28 protein-coding genes are annotated in these 26,285 nt (G+C 39.5%); 25 read left to right on the top strand and 3 right to left on the bottom strand.

What is annotated here, in order from left to right; genetic code table 11:
- Nucleotides 1–37: 37 nt before the first annotated feature.
- The 6 genes from der (at nucleotide 38) to NSU19_RS12325 (ending at nucleotide 6,913) form a co-directional block, all read left to right on the top strand.
- A complete protein-coding gene (gene der / locus NSU19_RS12350) occupies nucleotides 38–1,348 on the top strand; it encodes a ribosome biogenesis GTPase Der (protein ID WP_063388598.1) in 1,311 nt (436 codons plus the stop codon).
- 19 nt (nucleotides 1,349–1,367) lie between these two features.
- Nucleotides 1,368–2,411 carry an NAD(P)H-dependent glycerol-3-phosphate dehydrogenase gene (locus tag NSU19_RS12345; protein ID WP_339196735.1) on the top strand — a complete coding sequence of 348 codons (1,044 nt, stop codon included), beginning with the start codon at nucleotides 1,368–1,370 and terminating at the stop codon, nucleotides 2,409–2,411.
- Nucleotides 2,412–2,525: 114 nt separating this feature from the next.
- Complete coding sequence (locus NSU19_RS12340; RefSeq protein ID WP_063388596.1) at nucleotides 2,526–2,726, top strand: DUF2768 domain-containing protein; 201 nt, start codon at nucleotides 2,526–2,528, stop codon at nucleotides 2,724–2,726.
- A gap of 20 nt (nucleotides 2,727–2,746) precedes the next feature.
- Entirely contained in the window at nucleotides 2,747–3,460 is a 714-nt protein-coding gene (locus NSU19_RS12335; protein WP_082829632.1) for a hypothetical protein, read from the top strand.
- A 170-nt stretch (nucleotides 3,461–3,630) separates the two neighbouring features.
- On the top strand, nucleotides 3,631–5,109 hold the full coding sequence (gene spoIVA, locus NSU19_RS12330) for a stage IV sporulation protein A (RefSeq protein ID WP_063388595.1): 1,479 nt from the start codon (nucleotides 3,631–3,633) through the stop codon (nucleotides 5,107–5,109).
- Nucleotides 5,110–5,611: 502 nt separating this feature from the next.
- The gene (locus tag NSU19_RS12325) at nucleotides 5,612–6,913 is read left to right on the top strand and encodes an arsenic transporter (RefSeq protein WP_339200025.1); all 1,302 of its coding nucleotides are present in this window, start codon (nucleotides 5,612–5,614) and stop codon (nucleotides 6,911–6,913) included.
- An 88-nt stretch (nucleotides 6,914–7,001) separates the two neighbouring features.
- On the opposite strand, the gene NSU19_RS12320 is transcribed toward NSU19_RS12325, so the two are convergent.
- From NSU19_RS12320 to NSU19_RS12310, 3 genes are all read right to left on the bottom strand, one after another.
- A complete protein-coding gene (locus NSU19_RS12320) occupies nucleotides 7,002–7,676 on the bottom strand; it encodes a DUF2642 domain-containing protein (protein WP_339200023.1) in 675 nt (224 codons plus the stop codon).
- A gap of 63 nt (nucleotides 7,677–7,739) precedes the next feature.
- On the bottom strand, nucleotides 7,740–8,720 hold the full coding sequence (locus NSU19_RS12315) for a hypothetical protein (protein ID WP_339196732.1): 981 nt from the start codon (nucleotides 8,718–8,720) through the stop codon (nucleotides 7,740–7,742).
- A gap of 136 nt (nucleotides 8,721–8,856) precedes the next feature.
- The gene (locus NSU19_RS12310) at nucleotides 8,857–9,936 is read right to left on the bottom strand and encodes a CotH kinase family protein (protein WP_339196730.1); all 1,080 of its coding nucleotides are present in this window, start codon (nucleotides 9,934–9,936) and stop codon (nucleotides 8,857–8,859) included.
- Between the two features lie 156 nt (nucleotides 9,937–10,092).
- Between NSU19_RS12310 and NSU19_RS12305 the strand changes: the two genes are divergently transcribed.
- The 19 genes from NSU19_RS12305 to hisC all read left to right on the top strand — a co-directional run bounded on the left by NSU19_RS12305 (nucleotide 10,093) and on the right by hisC (nucleotide 26,235).
- A complete protein-coding gene (locus NSU19_RS12305; RefSeq protein ID WP_339196727.1) occupies nucleotides 10,093–10,644 on the top strand; it encodes a hypothetical protein in 552 nt (183 codons plus the stop codon).
- A gap of 337 nt (nucleotides 10,645–10,981) precedes the next feature.
- The gene (hbs, locus tag NSU19_RS12300; protein WP_063388591.1) at nucleotides 10,982–11,260 is read left to right on the top strand and encodes a non-specific DNA-binding protein Hbs; all 279 of its coding nucleotides are present in this window, start codon (nucleotides 10,982–10,984) and stop codon (nucleotides 11,258–11,260) included.
- A gap of 227 nt (nucleotides 11,261–11,487) precedes the next feature.
- Nucleotides 11,488–12,054, top strand: coding sequence for a GTP cyclohydrolase I FolE (folE, locus tag NSU19_RS12295; protein WP_066251953.1), 567 nt, complete (start codon nucleotides 11,488–11,490; stop codon nucleotides 12,052–12,054).
- 17 nt (nucleotides 12,055–12,071) lie between these two features.
- A complete protein-coding gene (mtrB, locus tag NSU19_RS12290; protein WP_063388589.1) occupies nucleotides 12,072–12,299 on the top strand; it encodes a trp RNA-binding attenuation protein MtrB in 228 nt (75 codons plus the stop codon).
- Nucleotides 12,300–12,412: 113 nt separating this feature from the next.
- Nucleotides 12,413–13,189: a heptaprenyl diphosphate synthase component 1 gene (locus tag NSU19_RS12285; RefSeq protein ID WP_235600459.1), complete on the top strand. Its 777-nt coding sequence runs from the start codon at nucleotides 12,413–12,415 to the stop codon at nucleotides 13,187–13,189.
- 3 nt (nucleotides 13,190–13,192) lie between these two features.
- A complete protein-coding gene (locus tag NSU19_RS12280) occupies nucleotides 13,193–13,918 on the top strand; it encodes a demethylmenaquinone methyltransferase (protein ID WP_063388587.1) in 726 nt (241 codons plus the stop codon).
- Nucleotides 13,919–14,881 (top strand): heptaprenyl diphosphate synthase component II, encoded by a 963-nt coding sequence (gene hepT, locus NSU19_RS12275; RefSeq protein WP_339196722.1) that lies wholly within the window; start codon nucleotides 13,919–13,921, stop codon nucleotides 14,879–14,881. It begins immediately after the preceding gene.
- 84 nt (nucleotides 14,882–14,965) lie between these two features.
- Nucleotides 14,966–15,412 (top strand): nucleoside-diphosphate kinase, encoded by a 447-nt coding sequence (gene ndk, locus NSU19_RS12270; protein WP_063388585.1) that lies wholly within the window; start codon nucleotides 14,966–14,968, stop codon nucleotides 15,410–15,412.
- 68 nt (nucleotides 15,413–15,480) lie between these two features.
- Nucleotides 15,481–16,257: a protein-glutamate O-methyltransferase CheR gene (locus NSU19_RS12265; RefSeq protein WP_339196719.1), complete on the top strand. Its 777-nt coding sequence runs from the start codon at nucleotides 15,481–15,483 to the stop codon at nucleotides 16,255–16,257.
- Nucleotides 16,258–16,362: 105 nt separating this feature from the next.
- Entirely contained in the window at nucleotides 16,363–17,535 is a 1,173-nt protein-coding gene (aroC, locus tag NSU19_RS12260; RefSeq protein ID WP_063388583.1) for a chorismate synthase, read from the top strand.
- Nucleotides 17,535–18,629 carry a 3-dehydroquinate synthase gene (aroB, locus tag NSU19_RS12255; protein WP_063388582.1) on the top strand — a complete coding sequence of 365 codons (1,095 nt, stop codon included), beginning with the start codon at nucleotides 17,535–17,537 and terminating at the stop codon, nucleotides 18,627–18,629. Before aroC ends, aroB begins: the two co-directional genes overlap by 1 nt.
- A complete protein-coding gene (gene aroH / locus NSU19_RS12250; protein WP_063388656.1) occupies nucleotides 18,626–18,991 on the top strand; it encodes a chorismate mutase in 366 nt (121 codons plus the stop codon). The genes aroB and aroH overlap by 4 nt, the downstream gene beginning before the upstream one ends.
- 237 nt (nucleotides 18,992–19,228) lie before the next feature.
- Nucleotides 19,229–20,743 carry an anthranilate synthase component I gene (gene trpE / locus NSU19_RS12245; RefSeq protein WP_339196714.1) on the top strand — a complete coding sequence of 505 codons (1,515 nt, stop codon included), beginning with the start codon at nucleotides 19,229–19,231 and terminating at the stop codon, nucleotides 20,741–20,743.
- Nucleotides 20,740–21,756: an anthranilate phosphoribosyltransferase gene (trpD, locus tag NSU19_RS12240; RefSeq protein WP_144598138.1), complete on the top strand. Its 1,017-nt coding sequence runs from the start codon at nucleotides 20,740–20,742 to the stop codon at nucleotides 21,754–21,756. The genes trpE and trpD overlap by 4 nt, the downstream gene beginning before the upstream one ends.
- The gene (gene trpC / locus NSU19_RS12235) at nucleotides 21,749–22,516 is read left to right on the top strand and encodes an indole-3-glycerol phosphate synthase TrpC (protein WP_339196711.1); all 768 of its coding nucleotides are present in this window, start codon (nucleotides 21,749–21,751) and stop codon (nucleotides 22,514–22,516) included. The genes trpD and trpC overlap by 8 nt, the downstream gene beginning before the upstream one ends.
- The gene (locus tag NSU19_RS12230; RefSeq protein ID WP_066251930.1) at nucleotides 22,513–23,151 is read left to right on the top strand and encodes a phosphoribosylanthranilate isomerase; all 639 of its coding nucleotides are present in this window, start codon (nucleotides 22,513–22,515) and stop codon (nucleotides 23,149–23,151) included. Before trpC ends, NSU19_RS12230 begins: the two co-directional genes overlap by 4 nt.
- Nucleotides 23,148–24,347 (top strand): tryptophan synthase subunit beta, encoded by a 1,200-nt coding sequence (gene trpB / locus NSU19_RS12225; protein ID WP_133309193.1) that lies wholly within the window; start codon nucleotides 23,148–23,150, stop codon nucleotides 24,345–24,347. Before NSU19_RS12230 ends, trpB begins: the two co-directional genes overlap by 4 nt.
- A 7-nt stretch (nucleotides 24,348–24,354) precedes the next feature.
- Nucleotides 24,355–25,131, top strand: a complete 777-nt coding sequence (gene trpA, locus NSU19_RS12220) for a tryptophan synthase subunit alpha (RefSeq protein ID WP_066251991.1) — start codon at nucleotides 24,355–24,357, stop codon at nucleotides 25,129–25,131.
- A gap of 21 nt (nucleotides 25,132–25,152) precedes the next feature.
- Nucleotides 25,153–26,235, top strand: coding sequence for a histidinol-phosphate transaminase (gene hisC, locus NSU19_RS12215; protein WP_339200022.1), 1,083 nt, complete (start codon nucleotides 25,153–25,155; stop codon nucleotides 26,233–26,235).
- The last annotated feature ends 50 nt before the right edge of the window (nucleotides 26,236–26,285 follow it).

Here is a 26,285-nt window from a genome sequence, read left to right as displayed (position 1 = left end):
AATGCGATGAGTTTTAAATTAGGAAGGAAGTTTTAGTATGCCGAAACCTGTTGTGGCTATTGTCGGTCGACCAAATGTCGGCAAATCGACGATTTTTAATCGAATTGTCGGTGAACGTATTTCAATTGTAGAAGATATACCTGGTGTTACCCGTGACCGTATTTATGCACCTTGTGAATGGCTGAATTTCCAATTTAACTTGATCGATACAGGTGGAATTGAAATTGGGGATGAACCGTTTCTAGCACAAATTCGTCATCAGGCGGAAATTGCGATTGAAGAAGCAGATGTAATTATTTTCATTACAAACGGTCGAGAAGGCGTAACTCCCGCTGATGAAGAAGTTGCAAAAATATTGTACCGCTCAAACAAACCCGTTGTCCTTGCCGTTAATAAAATGGACAACCCGGATATGAGGGAAAATATATATGAATTTTATTCTCTTGGCTTTGGAGAACCGTACCCGATATCAGGAGCGCATGGGCTCGGACTGGGAGATCTTTTGGATGCAGTATGCAAACATTTTCCAAAACCCCAATCAGAAAATGATGATGAAGGCATCATTAAATTTTCTTTGATTGGCCGACCAAATGTCGGCAAATCTTCCTTAGTAAATGCTATTTTAGGAGAAGAAAGAGTGATCGTCAGCGAAATTGCTGGAACAACACGAGACGCCATTGACACTAAGTTTACGTATAACAAGCAGGAGTTTGTCATCATTGATACAGCTGGCATGAGAAAAAAAGGAAAAATTTATGAGACAACAGAAAAATACAGTGTTTTGCGGGCGCTTAAAGCGATTGAACGCTCTGACGTAGTGTTAGTTGTTTTAAATGCAGAGGAAGGAATTATTGAACAAGACAAGCGAATTGCTGGCTACGCCCATGAAGCCGGGAAAGCCGTTGTCATTGTAGTAAACAAATGGGATGCAGTGGAAAAAGATGAAAGAACGATGAGAGAGTTTGAAAAAGATATTCGCGATCAATTTTTATTTTTAGACTATGCGCCAATCGTCTTTTTGTCTGCAAAAACGAAGAAGAGATTGCACACATTAATGCCTCAAATTATTCTTGCCAGCGAGAATCATGCGATGCGTGTCCAAACAAACGTATTGAATGATGTGATCATGGATGCCGTTGCTATGAATCCGACTCCAACGGACCACGGTACGAGATTAAAAATCTATTATGCAACACAAGTTTCTGTTAAACCGCCTACATTTGTCATATTTGTAAATGATCCGGAGCTTCTTCATTTTTCATATGAACGTTTTTTGGAAAATCGTATTCGCGATGCATTCGGGTTTGAAGGAACCCCTATTAAAATCATTGCGAGAAAAAGAAGATAAATAAAAGGAAGTGAGTAATTTGGCGAAGGTGGCAATATTGGGAGCTGGAAGCTGGGGAACAGCGCTTGCAATTGTTCTTTGCGACAATGGTCATGAAGTGCATCTTTGGGGACATCGGAAAGAACATATAGAAGCGATCAATCGTACAAAAAAAAATGAGAAATATTTGCCAAATGTCCCATTGCCGGACAATTTAACCGGATTTTATTTCTTAAAGGATGCGGTTGAAAATGTGGAAACGATTGTCTTGGCAGTCCCGACAAAAGCGATAAGAGAAGTGCTGAGTCAATTAAGAGAAGCCATTGATCGGCCGGTTTTAATTGTCCATGTTTCAAAAGGGATTGAGCCGGGTTCATTAAAAAGAATTTCCGAAATTATTGAAGAAGAAATGCCTCCTCACCTTTTGAAGGACGTAGTTGTATTATCAGGTCCAAGCCATGCGGAAGAAGTGTCTTTGAGACAGCCGACAACAGTGACTTCTGCGAGCAAAAATATTCAAGCAGCAAAATTTGTTCAAGATTTATTTATTAACCGTTATTTTCGTGTGTATACGAATCCGGATATAATCGGGGTTGAAATTGGAGGGGCGCTGAAAAACATTATTGCTTTAGCTGCCGGAATCAGCGACGGCCTTGGATACGGGGACAATGCGAAGGCTGCTTTAATAACTAGAGGATTGGCGGAAATTTCAAGATTAGGCTGTAAAATGGGTGCCAATCCATTAACATTTTCTGGTCTTGCCGGAATCGGCGACTTAATTGTCACTTGCACAAGTGTGCATTCCCGCAATTGGCGTGCCGGCCATTTGCTAGGAAAGGGCAAAAAACTAGATGAAGTTTTAGAAAGCATGGGAATGGTTGTCGAAGGAGTAAGAACAACAAAAGCAGCTAAACAGCTTTCTGAAAAATATTCAGTAAAAATGCCGATTGCCAATGTCCTTTATGAAGTGCTGTTTCACGAAAAAGATCCGAAAGAAGCAGTCGAAGAGCTTATGGCGAGAGTTAAAACGCATGAAATGGAAGATCTTGTGAACATATTAGAAAATCGAAATGAAGAACTGTAGCACATTTCCCAGCTGCTCCAGTTTTTTTTTGAATTCGATTCTTATATGGAAAACAATTGCGTGAAAAAGAGCATATGTTAAAATGATTGGTAGGAATAGAAGGAGTGGATCACAATGTCAGAAGGTCTAATGAAAATGTGGATTGCTCTCACAGCGATGGCCTTTATGTTTATCGCGGTCTTTTCCATATACTTGAGCCGTTTTAAACTAAAAGGATTTTTGAAATCTATCACAGCAGTGATTGCTTATTTTTTTATGATTTTAGCAGGAATTATCATTTTTTTCGTAGTCTTTTCCGGACCGACAAGCGAGTAGGCAAAGTGAGGAAGACGAGGATGAACAAGAAAAGCATAATGAAATCTTTCATCTCTATCATGTTTGTTTTGCTTTTATCTGGATGTTTATACCCAGAAGAACGATTACATAAAAATGAAATACCTTATGAAGCGCAAATACAATCCGTGCAAAAAGCAGTAGAACAATATAAAGCTGATACGGAAGGGCTTTTGCCGATTAAAACGAGAGACAAATCAACGCCTATTTATGAAAAATACCCTATTGATTTCAATCTGTTGATTCCTGAATATTTGCCTGAGCCCCCTGGCACCGCGTTTGAAAATGGAGGCATTTACTTATATGTTTTAGTCGATGTGGAAAAAAATCCAACCGTAAAGCTGATCGATTTACGAATAGCAGAGGCGATCCGTGAACTAAAGATGAGGATCAATGCTCATGAATATCCTCCTTATGAAAAGCAAATAGCGAAAAATGTATTTACACTGAACTATAAAAAGCTAGGATTAAAAGAGCCTCCTCATGTGAAGAGTCCGTACTCAGGGGAAAATCTTCCGCTTGTGATCGACAACAATCGAGAAGTTTACGTTGATTACAGCTTAGATTTATACCGTGCCATAAAGGAATCAAAAAGATCATTCAAAGAGGGGGAAGATATCCGTCATTTGCTAGTAGAAAACTCCCCGTTCGTCCCTGCATTTTCCCTTCCATATACTGTGAATGAAAAAAATGAACCGGTATTTTTAATAAAATAAGTCATGAACCTTTTTCTTAAGAATACAATTTAAGAGAAAGGTTCTTTTCTTTTTGGAAGAAATTCTTTTTTTACAGTCATAACTAGATAGGACAACATCATAAATATGTAATGACTAAAGAATTGTAAATGTATGGATGTTATAAGACTTGAAAGTCGGGAGGGAATCACTTGGAAAAGGTAGATATTTTCAAAGACATTGCAGAGCGAACTGGCGGCGATATTTATCTAGGGGTCGTTGGTGCAGTTAGAACCGGTAAATCAACATTCATAAAAAAGTTTATGGAATTAGTTGTTCTTCCCAATATTGAAAATGAAGCGGATAAAGCACGTGCTCAAGATGAGCTCCCTCAGAGCGCAGCAGGCAAAACCATTATGACAACGGAGCCAAAGTTTGTCCCGAATCAAGCGGTCACCGTCCATGTTGATGAAGGCCTTGATGTCAATATAAGATTAGTAGATTGCGTAGGATATACAGTGCCTGGTGCAAAGGGATACGAAGATGAAAATGGGCCGAGAATGATCAACACTCCATGGTATGAGGAGCCGATCCCGTTTCATGAAGCAGCGGAAATTGGCACCCGCAAGGTTATTCAAGACCACTCAACAATCGGTGTAGTCGTCACAACAGACGGTTCAATCGGCGAAATTCCTAGAAAAGATTACGTAGAAGCGGAAGAACGAGTAATTGAAGAGTTAAAAGAAGTCGGAAAACCATTTATTATGATTATTAATTCTGTGCATCCTCATCATCCGGATACGGAGGCTTTAAGAAAAGAATTAAATGAAAAATATGATATTCCAGTTCTTGCTATGAGCGTGGAAAGCATGAGGGAAATTGATGTAACGAATGTATTGAGAGAAGCGCTTTTCGAATTTCCTGTCTTGGAAGTCAATGTGAATTTGCCCAGCTGGGTGATGGTGCTGAGAGAAGATCATTGGCTTCGCACGAGCTATCAAGAAACGGTGAAGGAAACAGTAAAAGATATCAAACGTCTGCGTGATGTCAATCAAGTTGTCCAGCAGTTCAGTGAGTATGATTTTATTGAGCGGGCTGGACTAGCTGGTATTCAAATGGGCCAAGGGATTGCGGAGATCGATTTGTTTGCGCCGGATGAGCTGTACGATCAAATTTTAAAAGAAGTTGTCGGTGTTGAAATACGCGGGAAGGATCATCTGCTTGAGCTCATGCAAAATTTTGCACACGCTAAGGCGGAATACGATCAAGTAGCCGATGCTTTAAAAATGGTAAAACAGACAGGTTACGGCATAGCAGCACCGGCTTTATCAGATATGAGTCTGGATGAACCGGAAATTATCCGCCAAGGATCGAGATTCGGCGTCCGGCTCAAAGCAGTCGCACCTTCCATTCATATGATTAAAGTAGATGTTGAATCTGAATTTGCACCGATCATTGGCACAGAAAAACAAAGTGAAGAGCTTGTGCGTTATTTAATGCAAGATTTTGAAGAAAATCCTTTGTCCATATGGAATTCCGATATATTCGGAAGAAGCTTAAGCTCGATCGTCAGAGAAGGAATACAGGCAAAATTGTCGTTGATGCCTGAAAATGCGCGCTACAAATTAAAAGAAACATTGGAAAGAATCATCAACGAGGGGTCAGGCGGGCTCATAGCAATCATATTATAAAAGATCAAAAGGTCAAAAACAACGGTTTTTTGGCCGTTGTTTTTTTCACAAGGGGCAAACGAGTGAGCCCTGTTTTTTTTTTTTTTTTGACAAGAAGTTCTGCCCTGCGTTTTCCGGCCTTTGAAAAGACACATCATTTTTTTAAAAAGGTTAAACAACTTAGCGAAAAAACCGACAAGTGAATTGATTTGTCTTCTGTGCAGTTAAATTGTATAGAAAACATATTGCATTCAGTGTAAATGATTCTGTCTTTTTTCGACTAAAATCATGATATGACAACAATCTTGCCGAGATAATAGTTGATAGTTTTTTGCGGATTTAATAGAAAATGGGTTGTTGATAGATAGCAGAGATATTGTTAGACACATATTTATATAGTACAGGTGATGAGGAGTGATAGAAACCATGGTGGATATTTAAAAAGAATCTGACGGTAAGGAAGAAGGGAAATAGTTTGCTAGTTGACCGCGATTTAGTGATTTTATTCGTGTTTTTCATAACGATGATCTTGATTTTTTGGCGCCCCCGCGGAGTAAATGAAGCATTTCCAGCAACAATTGGGGCACTTATCATATTATTCGTTGGGGGAATTAGCTTTCAAGAATTGTCGGAAATTGCTTTAAATGTAACAGAAGCTTCTGTTACGATTATCGCAACGATTGTCATGGCAATCGTTTTGGAAAGCTTTCGTTTTTTCGAATGGTGTGCTCATCATTTGGCATTTAAAGCTAACGGATCTGGAATCCGATTGTTTTGGTATACGAATCTTCTATGTTTTTTCATGACTGTCATATTTAATAATGACGGAAGCATTTTAATTACGACTCCTATTTTACTGCTACTTCTTCATCACCTTCGTTTAAAACATCACGAAAAAATTCCGTACCTTCTAAGTGGAGCGCTGGTTGCCACCGCTTCAAGCGCGCCAATTGGTGTCAGCAACATTGTAAATCTGATCGCATTAAAGATTGTAGGAATGGATTTATACATGCATACGGCAATGATTTTCGCACCTACTGTAACCGGGTTGTTGTTAATGGTCAGTTTGCTCTTTTTCGTTTTTTATAAAGACATTCCAAAAAGGGTGATAAACGTGCCAAAAGATGAGAACTTTTTCATCCAATCGTATCATCCTTTGAAGCCTAAATTGTTGCCAAAAGTTTTTAAAGAGAAGACAAGTATGATGATGAAAATGTTGATGTTTGTGATCGTTGTTCGAATCAGTCTGTTTGTCGCTTCCTTTTTCGAAATCTCGATAGGGCTTGTGGCTCTGTTTGGTTCAATCGTTTTATTAACGGTACGGTGGTATAAGCTTCGTTTAAGTCCAATCGATGTTTTAATGAAAGCACCATGGTCAGTATTTCTGTTTGCTTTTTCCATGTACATCATCGTTTATGGCTTGAAAAATATCGGGTTAGTTACTTTTTTCCTTCAGCTGTTAAAGCCGTTGATGACAGATGTAGCAAGCGGAATTTTTTGGATGGGCGGGCTGATCACTGTTTTATCCAATATCTTTAATAATCACCCGGCATTAATGATCGGTTCAATGGTGCTTACAAATTTCGGATTGGACGAAATCACGTTAAAAACAGCTTATTTAGCAAGCATCATCGGCAGTGATATCGGCTCATTGCTGCTTCCGATCGGTACGTTGGCGACGCTCTTATGGATGCACATTTTAAAAGAGAACGGAATGAAAATCGGCTGGGCAAAATATGTGAAAGTAACATTTGTTGTCATTCCGCCAACATTAATATTTACGATGTTCTGTTTATACTATTGGATCAAGCTTTTGTTTGTATAATGTTAAAAAATGGGGTGCGATTCACCCCATTTTTTTTATAAATTGAAGCAATGGTTTAGGCGAAACGTAATTAAGCAGGCGGAAACGTTTACGGAACGTGCACTGTTTTAATATGGGAAATTTTTAAAAACACCGTGTGGCCTTCAGCTGTTACCAATTCGACGAAGTTTTGCTGAACAGACTTTAACACTCCGATTTTTTCTTGTTTTTCCCCAAGATCAAATACTACTAGTTTGTTGATGAATTTTTTTAATTGTTCTTCAAAGGTGCGGTTAACGGTGATCATGGCGGGCACCACTGGCAATTCATGTTCGTTTAACGAGTAAGGCGTTGTTGTGTTTGGATATGGAATGAGCCATTTTAAATGGTGAAAAGACACTAAAACATATTTAAACACGGGGGAATAAAAAACAAAATAGTCAGTTAAGACAGATGTAATATAACCGTGTAAAGCTTTATTTCCAGTTACATATGTTTCAACAAACATTCCTTTAGCATTTATTAATATTTTTCGGTATGAAATGGAATCATCCTCAATAATCATTGGTTTAATCGTTTTGTGATCGTATTTAATCGGATTTTCGTCATCATATTTTTCCAAACTGTGTAAATGTAGAAGAGGAATATATATATATTTATAACCAATATAAAGTACGATCACATCTAATCCTTCGTCAACTAAAATTCCGATAACTTCGTTTTTGCCGCTTATTTCTGCTTTTACTTGTTCGTCAATAAGTTCGGAAAATCTCAAAACTTCAATGCCTCCTTTCTTTGAAACAACAGAAACAAAAACAGAGGGGGAATTTGATGGCAGAGACGCTAGCTAGCCTTTCCAACGATAGTGGACAGTTTTGACTACTTTTTCAAGATGCGGCATTGATCGCAACTGTATCTCTGCTCTTTCTATATAGGCATTCGAAGCTCTTCTGCTTTCATTTGGCGTTGACCGGTATTTTTTTTCAGTCCTTCTATCAAGATCATCTGTTCTTTCATGACGTTCTGAGTGTGAGTAAGTGTTTTTGTGCTCAATCTCGGACGTGCTTTGCCCGCTTTTAGAATCTCTTTCCATAGAAGTTCTTTTATCACGATCGGATCGATCTTTTTTTTCAGTTTGTTTGTTCTCATTTTTTTTCTGATCGCGGGAACCTTCAAAAATGCTTCGAACGTGGAACGGCTGAATTCGAATGACTTCTTCTTTGTTAATTAAAATGAATGTCCCATTTCCGTTGTATGACAGAACACCTTCGAGCGCTTCCGGTCCTCCCCAATTGATGGAAACCCATTTATGAATAAAATAATTGAGTATTTCATCAAATGTTTTTACTTTCAAATAGCGGACGGTTTCCTTTTCTTCAGCGTTTTCGCTTTTGTTTAATGAGAAGCTTTTAATATGCTCCAAATTGACATAGATCACCCGATCATCTTTGTAGAGAACGGCATAATGATTTGTTACATCTAATAACTTCCCGCTCATTGCTTCAGGGCCGCCTTGGTTAATTTGAAGGTATTCGTATTGAAATAATTTCATTAGGCGGCGGAAGCTATCGCTTTTCGAAGCGTTTTGTTCAACATTTTCCAGTCGAAAAGGTTTGGAATTTGTCTTAGAATTTTCCGTAATGCTTTTAATGTGTTTCAATTGGTAGTAAACAACATTGTTTGATTCGAATAAATAGAGGGCCAAATAATCAGTTTTTACTTCAAGCAGTAAACCGCTTTTGCTTTCAGGACCGCCTCTATTCACCTTAATCATTTTTCCAACAAGCGACTTTACATATTGATAAAATTTTTCTCCAGTTGCAGTCATTTTCATTAACCTCCCTTGGCATTCAACCATACAGGTTATTTATAATGTATTTATACGTTCAAAATGGGAGAAAGCAACAGAACATTTACCCAATTCATGAAAAATAAGCGATCGCCTATTTGCGTTCTTCAACTTGCTAAAACATTAAATGTGAAGCGATAAATTGATTTCTTTTTGAGATAAAATCGAGAATTTGTGAAGGCTGTTGATCAAATTCGTCAAGGGTATATTGGAAAAAAGGATCTTTGCTAATAAACTTTTTCACTTGTTCATAATAACCGTATACAGCATCTTTCAAATTTTTTACCGTAAATTGATGTTGTATAGTGTCATATAAAAGTTGTTGGTAAAGTTTTTTATACTTTTGGACGTCTAGCAGCCTTGCCGTTAAAGTGTTAAATCCTTCTACCCGAACATAGTCATGTCGCATTTTTTCTCCGTTGACATCAATTCCCCATGTCGCGTCGTAATCCCAGGGAATAATATGAAAACGGCTTGTTTCTCCATGTAAGTAAAGTGCGTAATTGTGAACAAAACCATCGTAATTTTGTGTGCAAATGACACCTGTCAGCCATTTTAAATATTGCTCCACGTTTAAATATTGTTCGATTTCTTCAGAAAATTGGGACGAAGTGCTTGTATTAACAAAATAAATAAATTGTTCGAGCTTACTAAAATCATCATTTTCCCCGTATTTTAACTCATATCCTTGTGATAAGCTTTTTTTTACCTTTTGGTCTAAATCGCTGTATAATGAAAAATTCGCATCACCATCTATTGCATAAAAAATTGGACCTTTAGGCAGTTTTCTTTTTGCTAAAAAATCTTCATTGACGGATTCAAGGCGTAAATAAATACCTTGATGGATTCCATTGATCGATAAAAGGACGAATTTTGTTTCGGGAACGAATACTCCTATGCGGTCAAAAAAATAAAAAGAAAGCTTATTGCGAATCAATGAAGGATCAAAATATTCCGCATTTAAATGAAATTCCTTTTCGTTATTGTATTTTGAAGGACGGTAATATTTTATAAAAAAAGATTTTTTTTTCGCTTTCCTAGTATGAGAGCCACGATACATTATATCCGCATCGATTTTTTTCTTCCCTAAATAAACCATGCCGGGAACTCCGTCTTCATCCCATTTATTTTTTTGTAAAAAAAGCAAATCTTTCGGATGAATGTATAAGGAAATTTTCTCCAAGTGTTTTTCCATTTGATCCCTCTTTTCACTGTTTTTCATTTAAATAGTATGAATGTGGATAAAACTTGCCACTGATGGCAAACGCACATTTTTTTAAACGATTTAAAAGTCCAAACGAGTTAGTGTGAAGATTCATATGCTATACAAAATAAAAAGGGAGGCAGAATAGTGATTTCCGAAAAAGTCATTAAAGAAGCATTTCATAGTGGGGAAGAAAAAGGGTTGAAACATTTTTATTTCCAAGAACCTGAAGGAAGAAGAAGATCGGATAAAACATGCGGCAGCCGGAGAAGAAGCCATCGCAGCGACCATAAAAAAACATGCGGCAGCCGGAGAAGAAGCCATCGCAGCGACCATAAAAAAACATGCGGCAGCCGGAGAAGAAGCCATCGCAGCGACCATAAAAAAACATGCGGCAGCCGGAGAAGAAGCCATCGCAGCGACCATAAAAAAACATGCGACAGCCGGAGAAGAAGCCATCGCAGCGGCCATAAAAAAACATGCGGCAGCCGGAAAAGAAGCCATCACAGCGGCTATAAAAAAACATGCGGCAGCCGGAGAAGAAGCCATCGCAGGGGCCATAAAAAAACATGCGGCAGCCGGAGAAGAAGCCATCGCAGCGATCGTAAAAAAACAAGCGGCAGCCGGGATTTTAAACATACGAAAAGAAAAAAAATTCGGCGCTTTGAAAACGGAAATATGTGGGAGCTGCGTTTTTAAATGATGGAAGGGTTGACTGCTTATGCAGTCTCCCTCTATTGTTTTGGCGAACTTTTTGCCAAAGCAACTGAAAAATGACTGAAATTAATAGAAATGTGCTTGATTCTGCCATTATTGTTATGATAATCTTTTTACAGAAATTCTTCTCTCATAAGGATGAATCATCCTTTGCAACCAATTTGAAAATGAAAAACTGTTGAAATGAAATATTGTTTCATTTATGATAAGCTAGTCACCAACTTCTTGTTGTTGCATGTATAGAATTCTTAAAAGCTGTGAAGAAATGTATAATAGCTGGATTTTCATGAAACTTTTTTGGGAGGAGGTGAAACATTAAATGAACAAAACAGAATTAATCAACGCTGTAGCAGAAGCTAGCGAATTATCCAAAAAAGATGCAACGAAAGCTGTAGATGCTGTTTTCGATACAATTTTAGAATCTTTGAAAAAAGGTGACAAAGTTCAACTCATCGGTTTTGGAAACTTTGAAGTGCGTGAGCGTTCAGCGCGCAAAGGTCGCAATCCTCAAACTGGTGAAGAAATTGAAATTCCGGCAAGCAAAGTGCCTGCGTTTAAACCAGGCAAAGCTCTTAAAGATGCAGTTGCTGGCAAGTAATGAAATGAACGCACACAATTAAGAAATGAGTAGCGACTACATATGCTCGCTGCATTTCTTCACAGAATAAGCCCCTTTTTGGGGCTTTTCCTATTTAGGCGAGATTGTTCAAAGGTTTTATTGAAAAGATTTCTGTTCTATTTGCGGGAAAGGAAGCTTCATTTTGCTTTTTTTTCATTAATTGTGCTAGAATCGGTATGAATGAATGACAATAGGAGGAGCCGAGTATGCCAAAAATTAATAAAGAGCAAATAGAACAGGCAGTACGTTTAATTATAGAAGCTATAGGGGAGGATCCTAATAGGGAAGGATTGGCTGATACACCTAAGCGGGTTGCCAATATGTATGAGGAAATTTTTTCAGGTATAAATCAGGATCCTAAAGAATATTTTCAAACCGTATTTGAAGAGGATCATGAAGAGCTTGTTTTAGTAAAGGATATTCAATTTTTTTCAATGTGCGAACACCATCTAGTTCCTTTTTTCGGTAAAGTACATATTGCATACATACCAAAAGGCGGCAAAGTGACTGGACTAAGCAAACTAGCCCGCGCTGTTGAAGCGGTTGTAAAAAAACCACAGCTGCAAGAACGGATTACATCAACGATTGCCGACAGCATAGTCGAATCATTGGATCCTCACGGTGTGATGGTTGTTGTTGAAGCGGAGCATATGTGCATGACAATGCGCGGAGTGAAAAAGCCTGGATCAATCACTGTAACGTCAGCAGTCAGAGGATGTTTTTTGAATGATGCTGCGGCAAGAAGCGAAGTGCTGTCATTAATAAAAAAATAAACGGTAGGTGTTGATAGATGAATCCGAATCAAAATGATTATGTGGTTATTAAAGCAATTGAAGATGGCGTCAATGTGATTGGTTTGACAAGAGGTTCCGATACTAGGTTCCACCATTCCGAAAAGCTTGATAAAGGAGAAGTAATGATTGCTCAATTTACGGAACACACTTCTGCCATTAAAATTCGCGGCAAGGCGCTTATTCAAACAAGCTATGGAGAGATTGAGAGCGGCGAGAGAAAATAAGCAGGATTTCTGCTTTTACTTTTTCGACAAAGCCTAATGAAAAAATGTGGTTATGATATAATAAAATTTGTAAATGTTAGTATAGAGATATATGGGGGACAAGGGTGATAATGATGGAAATCTATCAAAAGCTGGAGCAAATAAAACGTTCGCTAGACCAATATTTTTCACATCCTGTGTTTAAACAATATATTCAAAAGCCTGTAATTGATGAAGACAAGCTGCTATTGTTTTACGCGCTTTTTGAAGAAGCGGAAATAGCAGATGAAAAGAAGGAAAAATATGTTGTGACCGCCATGCTTGTTCAATCAGCCCTTGATACCCATGATTTAGTAACGACAACGGAATGTGAAAATAAGAAGCTTTTTGTTGAAAGACAATTAAATGTCATTGCAGGTGATTATTTCAGCGGACTATATTATTTTATTCTTTCTGAAATTCAAGACTTGAAAATGGTTCGTGCGCTTGCAACCGCGATTAAAGAAATTAATGAGCATAAAATTCGTCTTTACGACCGAAGCTGCCAGTCGATTGAAGCAATAGTCGAAAGCATCGTCATTGTGGAAACCGCGTTATTTCAACGGATCGGAGAGCATTTTCAAATTGAGACGTGGCCGGAAATTTCCAAAACATATTTAACATATAAACGTTTATGTGAAGAAAAACATAAATACGATAAAAATAGCCAGTCCGTTTTAACACAATTTCAAAAGAAATCTAAAAGCCCGATTGATTTAGTTGGAACTTTCATAGAATGCTGCAATCATTATTTCTGGGAAATTAATAAACTGTTGGAAAAAAGTCTGAAATATTCGCCTGCCGTAAAACAATTTATTATGAACCGAATTCATGTATTACGGTTTTCGCATATGATAGTGGAGGAAGGTTAAAAAATGCAGCAATCGAAAGAAGAACGTGTGCACCGCGTATTTGAAAAAATTTATAAAAATTATGACCGGATGAATTCTGTGATCAGCTTTAATCGTCATATTGCATGGCGAAAAGAAACGATGCGGAGAATGAATGTGAAAAAAGGTTCCTACGCACTCGATGTTTGCTGCGGAACGGGGGACTGGACGCTTGCGCTCGGGGAAGCAGTCGGGCAAAACGGAAAGGTCATAGGACTTGATTTTAGCCAAAATATGTTAAGCATCGGTGAGGAAAAGGCAAAGGAAAGACAATTTTCCAATATTTCATTTATTCACGGCAATGCGATGGATTTGCCGTTTCCTGAAAACGAGTTTGATTATGTGACCATCGGGTTTGGCCTCAGAAATGTTCCTGATTATATGCAGGTTCTATCGGAAATGTACCGCGTATTGAAACCCGGAGGAATGGTAGTTTGTTTGGAGACATCACAGCCGACCTTGATTGGCTTCAAACAGCTTTACTATTTTTATTTTCGCTTTATCATGCCTTTATTCGGCAAGATATTTGCTAAAAGCTATGAAGAATATTCTTGGCTGCAGGAGTCCGCGCGTCAATTTCCTGGCATGAAAGAGCTGAAAAAAATGTTCGAGCAAACTGGTTTTATAAATGTAGAAGTGAAGCCATTTACAGGCGGTGTTGCAGCAATGCACTTAGGTTATAAACCGAAATTGGAAACAAAGGTGAAATAAATGAAGTTAAAATCATTCTATTCCTTTTTAACAAAAGACCTTGAAGTGATTGAAAATGAATTGCTGTCTTCCGTACAAACAAAAGATCCGTTAATACGTGAAGCCGGGATTCATCTTCTTCAAGCAGGGGGAAAACGGATTCGCCCTGTTTTTGTATTGTTGTCAGGAATGTTCGGAGATTATAACATTGACCGTATGAAACCGGTTGCCGTCGCTTTAGAGCTGATTCACAGCGCCTCATTGGTACACGATGACGTCATCGACAATGCTGAGCTGCGAAGAGGAAAACCAACAGTTAATGCAAAATGGGACAATCGCATTGCCATGTATGTTGGAGATTACTTATTCGCACGGGCTCTTGAAATCATAACAGAGCTGGACGATCCGCTTATTCACCGAGTTCTTTCGAAAGCTCTTGTTGAACTCTGTTTAGGAGAAATCGAACAAATCAACGATAAATACAATTTTGATCAGTCTTATCGGACGTATGTCAAACGAATTAAAAGAAAAACAGCTTTATTAATTGCTGTCAGCTGCCAATTGGGCGCTCTTGCCTCCGGCGCTCCAGAATCCGTTTGTAAAAAGCTGTATTTGTACGGTTATTATGTTGGAATTTCGTATCAAATTATTGACGATCTTTTAGATTTTACCTCTACGGAAGAAGAGCTTGGAAAACCAGTTGGGAGCGATTTACTTCAAGGAAACATTACCCTTCCTGTTTTGTTTGCCATGCAAAATGAAGAATTAAGAAAAAAAATTGTCAAAATCAATAATCAAACAACTGCTGAAGAAATCAAGCCGATTATTTATGAAATTAAAAAATCAAGAGCAATCGAACAGTCGATGAATATTAGTGACCGCTATTTGCAGAAGAGCTTTCATCAATTGGAAGGCCTCAAGCACGGGAAAGCGCGAACTTCGCTATACAATATTGCCAAATATATTGGAAAAAGGAAATTTTAGTTTGCGTAACCGCTTTAATAATGATACTATTTTCTTGTGGATTTTGTACTTATACATAAAGAAATTTTCGAGGTGGATGTGTTGATGGAAAAGACGTTTTTAATGGTAAAGCCTGATGGTGTACAACGGCAGCTGATTGGACAAATCGTTTCAAGATTTGAGCAAAAAGGGCTGAAGCTTATCGGTGCAAAATTAATGAAAATCTCTGAAGAATTGGCCCAGCAGCATTATGGAGAACATAAAGAAAAGCCTTTTTTCAATGAACTCGTTCAATTCATCACTTCAGGACCGGTTTTTGCAATGGTTTGGGAAGGCGAAAATGCAATCGAAATTGCCCGTCAAATGATGGGAAAAACCAATCCAAAGGATGCCCTTTCTGGAACAATTCGCGGCGATTTTGGTTTAACAGTAGGGAAGAATGTAATTCACGGTTCTGATTCACCTGAAAGCGCTGAGCGGGAAATTCAATTGTTTTTTAAAGCTGAAGAGCTTGTAGAATATGACCGTGAAATTGATGCATGGATCTATTAACATCTGACCCTAATCAAACAATGGTTTGATTAGGGTTTTCTACATTACATTCGGGGGAAGATCGGAAAGTGACAGATAAGGACTATGTTGCATTTATCGAAAAGATAAAAAGAAAAAGTGGGATTGACCTGTCGTTATATAAAGAGACTCAAATGAAAAGAAGATTAAAATCATTGTATGAAAAAAAAGGCTTTCAATCCTTTTACGAGTTTTTTTTAGCGATGGAAAAGGATCAATGTTTATACAATCTGTTTTTAGATCGGATGACTATTAATGTTTCTGAATTTTTTCGCAACTATCAGCGCTGGAACATCCTTGAAAAAAAATTGCTTCCGCGTTTGCTGGATGGTAAAAAACATATAAAGGTTTGGAGCGCTGCCTGCTCAACGGGAGAAGAACCTTACACAATTGCGATGATTTTAGCACAAAATTCGCTATTGAAAGACTCATATATATTAGCCACAGATATAGATGAACAAGCGATTAAAACAGCACAAATTGGAATTTATCCGGAAAGATCGCTAAAAGAAGTACCTCTTGAATATAAAACTAATTATTTTCAGCAAGAAGGCTCTTTCTATCATGTAAAAGAAGACATTAAACGCTCGGTTACTTTTAGAAAGCATAATTTGCTGTCAGACCGCTTTGAAACAGATTTTGATTTGATCGTATGCCGAAACGTCCTCATTTATTTTACTGAGTCTGCGAAAAAAGAGCTTTATGAAAAATTCAGCAACTCGCTTAGACGAAACGGGATTTTATTTGTTGGCAGCACAGAGCAAATTTTCACTCCGGAAAAATATGGATTAAAAACGATCGAAACGTTTTTTTATACACGATTGTAGCAATAGCAAAGATCTTTCTATTCAAACAAAAAATCTTATGGTATAGTTACGTAAAAGCATAAAAGCATAAAAGCGTTAAAGTGTTATGGGAAGGAGTTTGCTAGTATGAGATATTTGACAGCAGGGGAATCTCACGGCCCGCAATTAACGACGATTATAGAAGGAGTTCCGGCAGGGCTTCCTCTAACGAAAGAAGACATCAATATTGAGCTTGCAAGAAGACAGAAAGGCTATGGCCGCGGTCGAAGAATGCAAATCGAAAAAGACCAGGTGCAAATTCTAGGCGGAGTGCGCCATGGCGAAACGCTAGGATCACCAATAGCGCTAGTTGTAGAAAATAAAGACTTTGCCCATTGGACGAAAATTATGGGGGCAGAGCCGATTTCCGAATCGGAGAAAGCGGAAATGAAACGAAAAATTACGAGACCTCGCCCAGGCCATGCCGACTTAGTCGGGGCGATCAAATACGGACATCGTGATATGCGCAACGTGCTTGAACGCTCTTCTGCCCGGGAAACAACTGTCAGGGTGGCAGCAGGAGCTGTTGCGAAGAAAATTTTGTCTGAACTCGGCATTCAAGTGGCAGGACATGTCATTGAAATTGGCGGTGTCCGTGCGCAAAAATTGGACTATTCGACGCTTGCTGAGTTGAAGGAAAAGACAGAGAACTCACCTGTGCGTTGTTTAGATGAAAATGCGGCTCAGCAAATGATGAAGGCGATCGACGAAGCAAAAGAAAAGGGTGATTCCATCGGCGGCATCGTTGAGGTGATTGTTGAAGGAATGCCGCCTGGTGTCGGCAGCTATGTTCATTGGGACAAAAAGCTGGATGCCAAAATAGCGCAAGCGATCGTAAGCATCAACGCGTTTAAAGGGGTTGAATTCGGCTTGGGATTTGAAGCGGGACGGAGTTTTGGCAGCGAAGTTCATGATGAAATCCTTTGGAGCGAAGAGAAAGGATACTATCGCAAAACAAACAATCTGGGAGGCTTTGAGGGCGGCATGACGACCGGCATGCCCATCGTCGTCAGAGGAGTCATGAAGCCAATTCCAACACTGTACAAGCCTTTGCAAAGCGTTGACATTGATACGAAAGAGCCTTTTTTGGCGAGCATTGAACGATCGGACAGCTGCGCAGTCCCGGCTGCAAGTGTTGTGGCGGAGGCAGTTGTTGCATGGGAAGTAGCCAAAGCGATCGTTGAACAGTTTGGTCTTGATCGCATTGACCTTATTCGGGAAAATATCGAACGTATGAAACAATATGCGAGGGAATTTTAATGGAACAGATGATGATTCAAACGAAAAGTCGCCCGTATCCAGTTTTTTTAGGAGACGGAATTATCGATAATGTCGGAGAATGGCTTCTGTCTGTTTGCAATAATCCTTCGAAAATTTTGATCATTACTGATCAAACAGTCAAGGATCTGTATGGCGGAAAATTAGAGTCGGTATTAAAAGCATTTGATTTGGACGTATTGACATGTGTTGTTCCGAGCGGCGAACAGTCTAAATCATTTGAAACGTACTATAAATGCTTGACCTTTGCTTTAGAAAACAATCTGGACAGAGAATCCGTGATCATTGCTTTTGGCGGCGGTGTAGTGGGTGATTTAGCAGGCTTTGTAGCTGCAACATTTATGAGAGGAATTCCGTTCATTCAAGTGCCGACGACCCTTTTGGCTCATGACAGTGCTGTCGGGGGAAAGGTGGCCATTAACCATCCGCTCGGAAAAAATATGATCGGGGCTTTTCATCAGCCTCATGCCATTATTTATGATACACAGTTTTTAAAAACACTGCCTCTTCTAGAAATCCGCTCAGGATTTGCGGAAGTGGTGAAGCACGGCTTCATCAATGATCGTTCATTTGTTGAAAATTTAATGAAAACGATCCATTCGTTGAATCATGTAACAAGCGAACAACTGCAATGGTTTATACGAAAGGGAATTGAAGTGAAAGCAGAAATTGTCGCTGAAGATGAAAGAGAAACGGGAAAAAGGGCGTTTTTAAACTTCGGTCATACTCTCGGCCATGCGCTCGAAGCGGAGTTAGGTTACGGGAAGATTTCCCACGGAGATGCCGTTGCATGCGGCATGCTGTTTGCTCTATGGCTGAGTGAAAAGATATTCCGCAAAGATTTTCAATATAAATCGATCAAAAATTGGTTTAACGAAATCGGCTTTCCCGTCAAAATCGATGAAACCATTCAAACCGAATCGCTTCTCGAACGAATGAAAAAAGACAAAAAAACGGTACATAGCCAGATTCGTTTTGTACTTCTCGAGGATATCGGCAATCCGGTACTTAAGACGTTTGACACGCATACATTATATTCATTTCTTAATGAGTGGAGAACGGAGGGATGCGTTTGATAAGAGGTGTTAGAGGGGCCATCACCGTTTCGGAAAATAATGAAGAACAGATTGTTGAAAGCACGGAGAGGCTCTTAAGGGAGATGATTCGATTAAACAACATTGCCCCTGAACAAGTAGCTTCCGTGTTTATTTCGGCGACAAATGATTTAAATGCCTGCTTCCCTGCAAAAGCATTAAGAAATATTGAAGGCTGGAAATATGTTCCTGTGACATGCATGCAGGAAATAGCCGTTGAAGGCGCCCTTGAGAAATGCGTAAGGGTGATGATGCATATTAATACAGAAGCCGCCCAAAACGATATTTGCCATGTTTATTTAGAGAAGGCAAAAATTTTACGACCGGATCTTGTTGACAAATAATGCTGTATCCGATAATATGGCGAATAAGAAAGTTTTTATATGACCTGAAATGAGCTGAGTTTAGTTAAGGGTAGTTGAGAATGAGTCGAGGAAGTAATAGATGAGTGGTTTAGGAAGATAGATTGATCGACTGCCCAAAAACGTAATGTTTTTGGGCATTTTTATTATCAATTTCATCCCTCAAAAACGATCCTCTATGACTCATTCTCCAAATACTTTGGAGGAGTGAGTACTTCAATGGCAACAACCTTTCAAGATTTTTTGCAGGATTGCCGCAAATATAAGACGGTTCCCATTATCGAGCAATATCATGTCGATATGCTGACACCTATCCAAATATTTCAAACGCTGCAAACCGATGCTTGTTATATTTTAGAAAGCAATGACAGCGAGTCGAACTGGTCCAACTTCTCGTTTATCGGTCTTGAGCCGATGTATTTTATCAAGGAAGAAAATGGAACGTTCCAGCTGCAAAATCGAAAACAGATGGTCATGGACAAAGATGTTTCGTTATCAGCATTGTTTCATAGAATGACGGTAAGCTTCAATGTAAAAAAAGTGGCGATCGATGTGCCGTTTTCAGGCGGAGCTGTCGGAAAAATCGATTATGATGCGGTCAGCCTATTTGAAAAAATTCCAGCTCATCGTCATGCTGACAGAACCCATTCTGTATGTGAACTGGTCATTTGCCAAACGGTCATTGCATATAGCCACAAGGAAAAACTGCTGACATTTATTCATTATAGAGAGCTAGAAGGAAACGAAAGCGAGCAAGAGCTGAAGCAAATATTTGAGGCGGGAAAGGAACGCATTTTTCAATATCGCAATGAATTAAAAAACGTCAAGCCGGAAGGAAATATTTTCATCCCGTCAAACAAAGAACCGGTTTCTTTCGCCGGATTTGAATCGAATTATACAAAAGAACAATTTTTGGATCATGTAGAAAAAATGAAGGAATATATTCGTTCTGGCGATATATTTCAAGGAGTTCTTTCGCAGCGCTTTGAAAAACAAGTATCGGTAACCGGTCTGCAATTGTATCGAATTTTAAGAATTATCAATCCTTCCCCTTATTTATTTTATATAAAACTATCAAACCAAGAGCTTATCGGCAGTTCACCGGAAAGATTGATTCATGTTCGCGACGATTATGTTGAAATTCATCCTATTGCCGGCACGAGAAAGCGGGGCAAAACAAAGGAAGAAGATAGAAAACTCGTTCGTCAATTGCTGCAGGATGAAAAAGAACTAGCGGAGCATTATATGCTTGTTGATTTAGCAAGAAATGATATCGGCCGAGTTGCTGAATACGGGACGGTCAAAACACCTGTACTTCTGGATGCAGCTTATTTTTCACATGTTATCCATCTCATTTCAAAAGTGAGAGGAAAATTGAGAAAAAGCATTCATCCGATTGATGCATTAATTTCGGCTTTTCCAGCCGGAACCGTTTCAGGCGCCCCAAAAATACGCGCGATGGAAATTATTCATGAGCTGGAGCCGACTGCCAGGGGGAGCTATGCGGGGACTGTTGCATACATCAGCTTCGATGGAAGCATTGATTCATGCATCACAATTCGGACGATCACGCTGAGCAATCAGAAGGCATATGTCCAGGCGGGGGCTGGGATCGTTGCCGATTCTGTTCCTTTAAAAGAATGGGAAGAAACAAGAAACAAAGCGAGTGCGCTCATTCAAACGATCGAATTAGCAGAACAATTGTTTTTAGAAAAAGGGAGGAAGAGGGCATGAAGCATATATTGGAGAAGTGCATTAATGGTGAGACTCTTTCAGCATCTGAAGCAGAAGATATTATGAAAAAAATCATGGAAGGAAAGGTTCCGGACAGTCAAATTGCCAGTCTCATCACTATTTTACGATTTCGCGGCGAAACGGTCGAAGAGATGACGGGATTTGTGAAAGCGATGAAGGAAAATATGACTCAGCTTGAAGGATTTGAAAATGCAGTTGATACTTGCGGAACGGGCGGAGATGGAGCATCAACTTTTAACATTTCAACCGCATCTGCCATTGTTGCTTCATCGTTGGGAGTGAAAGTCGCAAAACACGGAAACCGCGCTGTTTCTTCAAGAAGCGGCAGCGCTGATGTGCTCGAATGTTTAAACATCCCAATCCAAACAACGCCTGAAGAAGCTAGAAGAAGCCTGGAAGAAACGAATATGAGCTTCTTGTTTGCTCCTCTCTATCATTCATCGATGAAGCATGTTGCCAAAGCAAGAAAAGAAGTGGGATTCCGAACGATTTTTAATTTGCTCGGTCCGCTGGCTAATCCGGCCAATACAAAACGACAAGTGCTTGGCGTTTCATCATTGGAGCATGCGGAGAAAATGGCTGAAACATTAAAACATTTCCGTTCAGAGCATGTGCTGTTAGTATCAGGAAGGGACGGATTGGATGAAATTTCGATCAGTGATGAAACGGATGTCGTAGAACTAAAAGATGGGAACATAACAAAATATACGATTTCTCCGGAACAATTTGGAATGAATCGAGGGAAGCTTGAAGAAATACAAGTCTCAGATGCGAAAGAAAGTGCTAAAATGATAGAGGAAGTACTGAAAAATAAAGGAAATGAAAGCGTGAAGAACATTGTAGCATTAAATTCGGCTGCAGCTCTTTACGTAGCAGGAAAAGCAAAAAACATTTCTGATGGGGTACAGATGGCTTTAACAGCCATAAAAGACGGGACCGCCTATCAGCAATTGAGGAGATTGGCCATCCGAAAGGAAGAGAGCTATGCTTGATACGATCATAAGAGTTAAAGAACAAGAAGTGAAAGAACTTGATTTGACGCAATTAGACAAAAAAGCATTCGAAAAAAGATCATTTTTCGATGCTCTTCAAAACCCGAACCGTTTTCTTGGGCTCATTGCGGAAGTGAAGAAGGCATCGCCGTCCAAAGGTGTCATTCGTGAAGATTTCGATCCTGTCGATATTGCAAAAAAATATGAGAGAGGGAAGGCAGACTGCTTATCTGTTTTAACCGATCAAAAGTTTTTTCAAGGGTCAACCGCATTTTTGTCTGAAATTAAAGAAAAGGTGAAACTTCCTGTTTTGCGCAAAGATTTTATTATCGATAAAAAGCAAGTGTATGAATCGAAATGGATCGGAGCGGATGCCATTTTGTTAATCGGGGAGGCTCTTCCGCCAAAAAAATTAAAGGAGCTTTGGGATGAAGCGGTCAGCTTAGAGCTGGATGTGCTGGTGGAGGTCCATTCTGTCGAGACTCTTGAAAGAATACTAGACATATTTGTGCCGAATATATTAGGGGTGAACAACAGGGATTTAACAACCTTTCATACGGATATTCATCATCTGGAAACGATTCAAAAATATGTGCCGAAAGATATTTTATTGATCAGTGAAAGCGGCATAAGCACGATGGCAGATTTGCAAACGGTGTATGAATATGGAGCAAAAGGCGTGCTTGTCGGGGAGGCGCTCATGCGGAAAAAAGACCCGGAACAAGGAATTTATGAGCTGTTTAAGGAGAGTGTAAAGTGAGACTCGTCAAAATTTGCGGCAACCGCACATTTGAAGATACAGCCGTTTCCATCAATCAAGGAGCCGATTATATCGGCTTTATCTTTTCCTCTGAAAGCAGACGGCAGGTGAAGGCAAATGATGTCGGCAGGTGGATGGAAGCTTTTCCAAAAGAAATGCGTCCAAAACTAGTAGGCGTATTTGTTCATCCGACGATTCAATTTTTAGAGGATGTGCTAGCAGCGGTCGAATTAGACTGCATACAGCTGCATGGCGATGAAGATGAAGAATTTGTAAAACAGGTAAAGGAAAAGTTCGGTCTTTCTGTTTGGAAAGCTCTCCCTCATCATGAACATGTGATAGAGGAAATGGAAAAATTTTCGCGTTGGGTGGATGGATATGTGATTGACAGCCGTGTGAAAGGAATGTGGGGCGGAACAGGCGTTGCTTTTGACTGGTCAAATGTGTCCGATTATACAATATGGGCGAAAAATCACCGGAAGCTTTGTTTTATTGCGGGCGGCATTACACCTGAAAACATAACAGAGCTGCTTGAAAAAGGCGCTGAAAACATTGATGTTGCAAGCGGTGTTGAAACAAATGAAAAAAAAGATGTCGAAAAAATAGCAAAATTAATAGAGAAGGTGAAAGGCTGATGAAATATCCTGATGAATATGGCAGGTTTGGAGAATTTGGAGGAAAATATGTACCAGAAACGTTAATGAAGCCGTTGTATGAATTAGAAGAAGCATTAAAGGATGCATTAAGTGATTCTTCTTTTCAACAGCAATATCATCAAATGCTGCAAAAATATTCCGGCAGACCGACCGCTTTAACATTTGCAGACCAATTAACAAAACATGTCGGGGGAGCAAACATTTTTTTAAAACGGGAGGATCTCAACCATACTGGTGCCCATAAGATCAATAATGCCATTGGTCAAGCGCTTCTTTCGAAAAGAATGGGAAAAAAGAAGCTTATTGCTGAAACAGGTGCCGGACAGCACGGTGTAGCATCAGCAACTGTCGCTGCGAAATTTGGCATGGACTGCAAAGTATTTATGGGAGAAGAAGACATCGATAGACAGCGCCTCAACGTTTTTCGGATGCAACTGCTAGGTGCTGAAGTAGTGCCTGTTACAAGCGGAAATAAAACATTAAAAGACGCTGTGAATGAGGCGATCCGATATTGGGTTCAGCATTGTGAAGACCATTTTTATTTAATGGGCTCAGCTGTCGGTCCGCATCCATATCCGATGATGGTAAGAGAATTCCAGCGGATCATTGGAGATGAAGCGAAAGAGCAGTTTTTCAACGAGTTTGGCAAGCTGCCGGATGTTGTCATAGCTTGTGTGGGCGGAGGAAGCAATGCGATCGGGATGTTTACACCGTTTTTAGAAGAAGATGTAAAGCTTATTGGAGTGGAAGCAGGAGGAAAAGGAGTGGAAACGGGTGAACATGCGGCAACAATTACCAAGGGGACGAAAGGCGTTATTCACGGTTCGATGACGTACTTATTGCAAAATCAATACGGTGAAATTATTGAGCCTTATTCGATTTCTGCCGGCCTCGATTATCCGGGTGTCGGTCCGGAGCATGCTTATTTAGCAAAAATAGGGCGTGTCGTTTATGAATCTGTTACAGATGAAGAGGCGATTCTAGCACTCGAAACATTGGCGAAAACAGAAGGAATATTAGCCGCAATTGAATCTGCTCATGCCGTTGCAAAAGGAATTGAAATAGCAAAAACTTTATCAAATGAACAGTCAATTTTAATTTGTTTGTCCGGACGGGGCGATAAAGATGTTCACACTTTGATGAAAACGAAAGGGGGAGTTGAAAATGGTTTCTAACAAAAGCATGTTTCAACAGTTTGACAAGCTTTTTATTCCTTTTATTACAGCTGGAGATCCGAATGAAGAGTTGACCATTGATCTCGCCCTTATTTTAGAAAAATGCGGGGCGTCAGCCATTGAGCTTGGCGTTCCCTATTCCGACCCGCTTGCTGACGGCCCCGTTATTCAACAGGCATCCATCCGGGCAAGAAGAAATGGAATGAATATTGAAAAGGCGATGGAATTAGCATATAAAATGAAAGAAAGAGGTTTAAAAATTCCGATCATTCTCTTTACTTATTTCAATCCTGTGCTACAATTAGGAGAAAAATACTTTTTTACTTTAATGGAGAAAAATCGATTAGAAGGACTTCTCATTCCTGATCTCCCGTTCGAAGAAAGCGGATGGATGCGAAAAAAATGTGACGAGCATGGGATTTATTTTATCTCTATGGTTGCTCCCACTTCCTACAATCGAATAAAAAAAATTGCTGAAAACGCCGCAGGATTTTTATATTGTGTTTCATCTCTCGGGGTGACGGGTGAGCGCCAATCATTTGATGAGCGCGTTTCTGATTTTATCTCTCATGTAAAGAAGTATGCGGAAGTTCCGGTGGCTGTCGGGTTTGGCATTTCGTCGAATGAGCATGTAAAAAAATTTTTCAAAATAAGTGACGGCGTCGTTGTGGGCAGTGCGATTGTTAAACAAATTGAAAAGCTTATTCCGCTTCTCACAAATGCGAATACAAAACAGAGCGGGTTACAGGAATTTGAAAGGTTTATTCACGGTTTGCTCCATTAGGGGATGAAAGAGGTGTTAAGGTTGGAGGTAAAAGAACAGTTAAAGTCGCTGAAACCATACGAACCTGGAAAACCAATTGAACAAGTAAAAGAACAGTTTGGTCTAACAAAGGTGATCAAGCTTGCATCAAACGAAAACCCGTACGGTTGTTCTGATAAAGTGAAACAAGCGATACAAGAGGAGCTTGAATCTCTTGCGATCTATCCTGACGGCTGTAGTGCAGAGCTGCGAAAACAGGTGGCAAAGCATGTAGGCGTAAAAGAAAATCAGCTCATTTTCGGAAACGGATCAGATAATATTATACAAATTCTGTCACGTTCACTTTTGAGCGAAGGCTTCAATACCGTAATGGCGTCACCGTCATTTTCCCAATACCGGCATAATGCGGTGATCGAAAATGCCGAAATTCGTGAAATTGAACTTGTAGATGGGCGGCACAATTTGGATAAAATGGCAGACTCTATTGATTCCAAAACAAAAATTGTATGGTTATGCAATCCGAATAACCCTACAGGAGTTTACATAAGAGAAGAAGAGCTTATTAATTTTTTAAACAAAGTGCCGAAGGATGTCCTTGTCGTATCTGATGAAGCGTATTACGAATATGTGACGGCGGAAGATTATCCAAATTCAGTCGCCTTATTGGATCAATTTCCAAATCTATTAATTTTACGGACGTTCTCAAAAGCATACGGCCTAGCTGCACTCCGAATAGGATATGGAATTGGAAATGAAGAACTCATCCGCTTAATTGAGCCGGCAAGGGAACCTTTTAATACAAATCGTCTTGGACAAAAGGCTGCTATTGCAGCGCTAAACGATCAAACTTTTATCGAAACCTGCAAAAAATTGAACCGGGAAGGGCTCAAACAATACTATGATTTTTGTGAACAATTTGGTCTTGAGTACTTCCCTTCGCAAACGAACTTTATTTTAATAGATTTTCAAAAGGATGCGGATGAGCTTTTTCAACAGCTCCTTGAAAAAGGATTCATCGTCCGTTCAGGAAAAGCTCTCGGATTTCCGACATCGCTGAGAATTACTGTCGGAACAGAAGAGGAAAATGAAGCACTGATTCAAACTTTAAAGGAACTACTTTCCTAAAAGAGGTGAATGCTCACCTCTTTTTTTACCAAAAAGCAGAAACAGGTGGT

The sequence above is a fragment of the Aeribacillus sp. FSL k6-2211 genome (assembly GCF_037966125.1).
In the GTDB taxonomy this organism is placed as follows: Bacteria; Bacillota; Bacilli; order Bacillales; family Aeribacillaceae; genus Aeribacillus; species Aeribacillus composti.
This window is presented reverse-complemented; position numbering and strand designations above follow the sequence as displayed.

Coding starts and splice junctions, on each gene's coding strand:
- der (WP_063388598.1), top strand. CDS start 38: ATGCCGAAACCTGTTGTGGCTATTGTCGGTCGACCAAATGTCGGCAAA.
- NSU19_RS12340 (WP_063388596.1), top strand. CDS start 2,526: ATGTCAGAAGGTCTAATGAAAATGTGGATTGCTCTCACAGCGATGGCC.
- NSU19_RS12335 (WP_082829632.1), top strand. CDS start 2,747: ATGAACAAGAAAAGCATAATGAAATCTTTCATCTCTATCATGTTTGTT.
- NSU19_RS12325 (WP_339200025.1), top strand. CDS start 5,612: ATGATCTTGATTTTTTGGCGCCCCCGCGGAGTAAATGAAGCATTTCCA.
- NSU19_RS12315 (WP_339196732.1), bottom strand. CDS start 8,720: ATGACTGCAACTGGAGAAAAATTTTATCAATATGTAAAGTCGCTTGTT.
- NSU19_RS12310 (WP_339196730.1), bottom strand. CDS start 9,936: ATGGAAAAACACTTGGAGAAAATTTCCTTATACATTCATCCGAAAGAT.
- hbs (WP_063388591.1), top strand. CDS start 10,982: ATGAACAAAACAGAATTAATCAACGCTGTAGCAGAAGCTAGCGAATTA.
- folE (WP_066251953.1), top strand. CDS start 11,488: ATGCCAAAAATTAATAAAGAGCAAATAGAACAGGCAGTACGTTTAATT.
- mtrB (WP_063388589.1), top strand. CDS start 12,072: ATGAATCCGAATCAAAATGATTATGTGGTTATTAAAGCAATTGAAGAT.
- NSU19_RS12285 (WP_235600459.1), top strand. CDS start 12,413: ATGGAAATCTATCAAAAGCTGGAGCAAATAAAACGTTCGCTAGACCAA.
- NSU19_RS12280 (WP_063388587.1), top strand. CDS start 13,193: ATGCAGCAATCGAAAGAAGAACGTGTGCACCGCGTATTTGAAAAAATT.
- hepT (WP_339196722.1), top strand. CDS start 13,919: ATGAAGTTAAAATCATTCTATTCCTTTTTAACAAAAGACCTTGAAGTG.
- ndk (WP_063388585.1), top strand. CDS start 14,966: ATGGAAAAGACGTTTTTAATGGTAAAGCCTGATGGTGTACAACGGCAG.
- aroC (WP_063388583.1), top strand. CDS start 16,363: ATGAGATATTTGACAGCAGGGGAATCTCACGGCCCGCAATTAACGACG.
- aroB (WP_063388582.1), top strand. CDS start 17,535: ATGGAACAGATGATGATTCAAACGAAAAGTCGCCCGTATCCAGTTTTT.
- trpE (WP_339196714.1), top strand. CDS start 19,229: ATGGCAACAACCTTTCAAGATTTTTTGCAGGATTGCCGCAAATATAAG.
- trpD (WP_144598138.1), top strand. CDS start 20,740: ATGAAGCATATATTGGAGAAGTGCATTAATGGTGAGACTCTTTCAGCA.
- trpC (WP_339196711.1), top strand. CDS start 21,749: ATGCTTGATACGATCATAAGAGTTAAAGAACAAGAAGTGAAAGAACTT.
- trpA (WP_066251991.1), top strand. CDS start 24,355: ATGTTTCAACAGTTTGACAAGCTTTTTATTCCTTTTATTACAGCTGGA.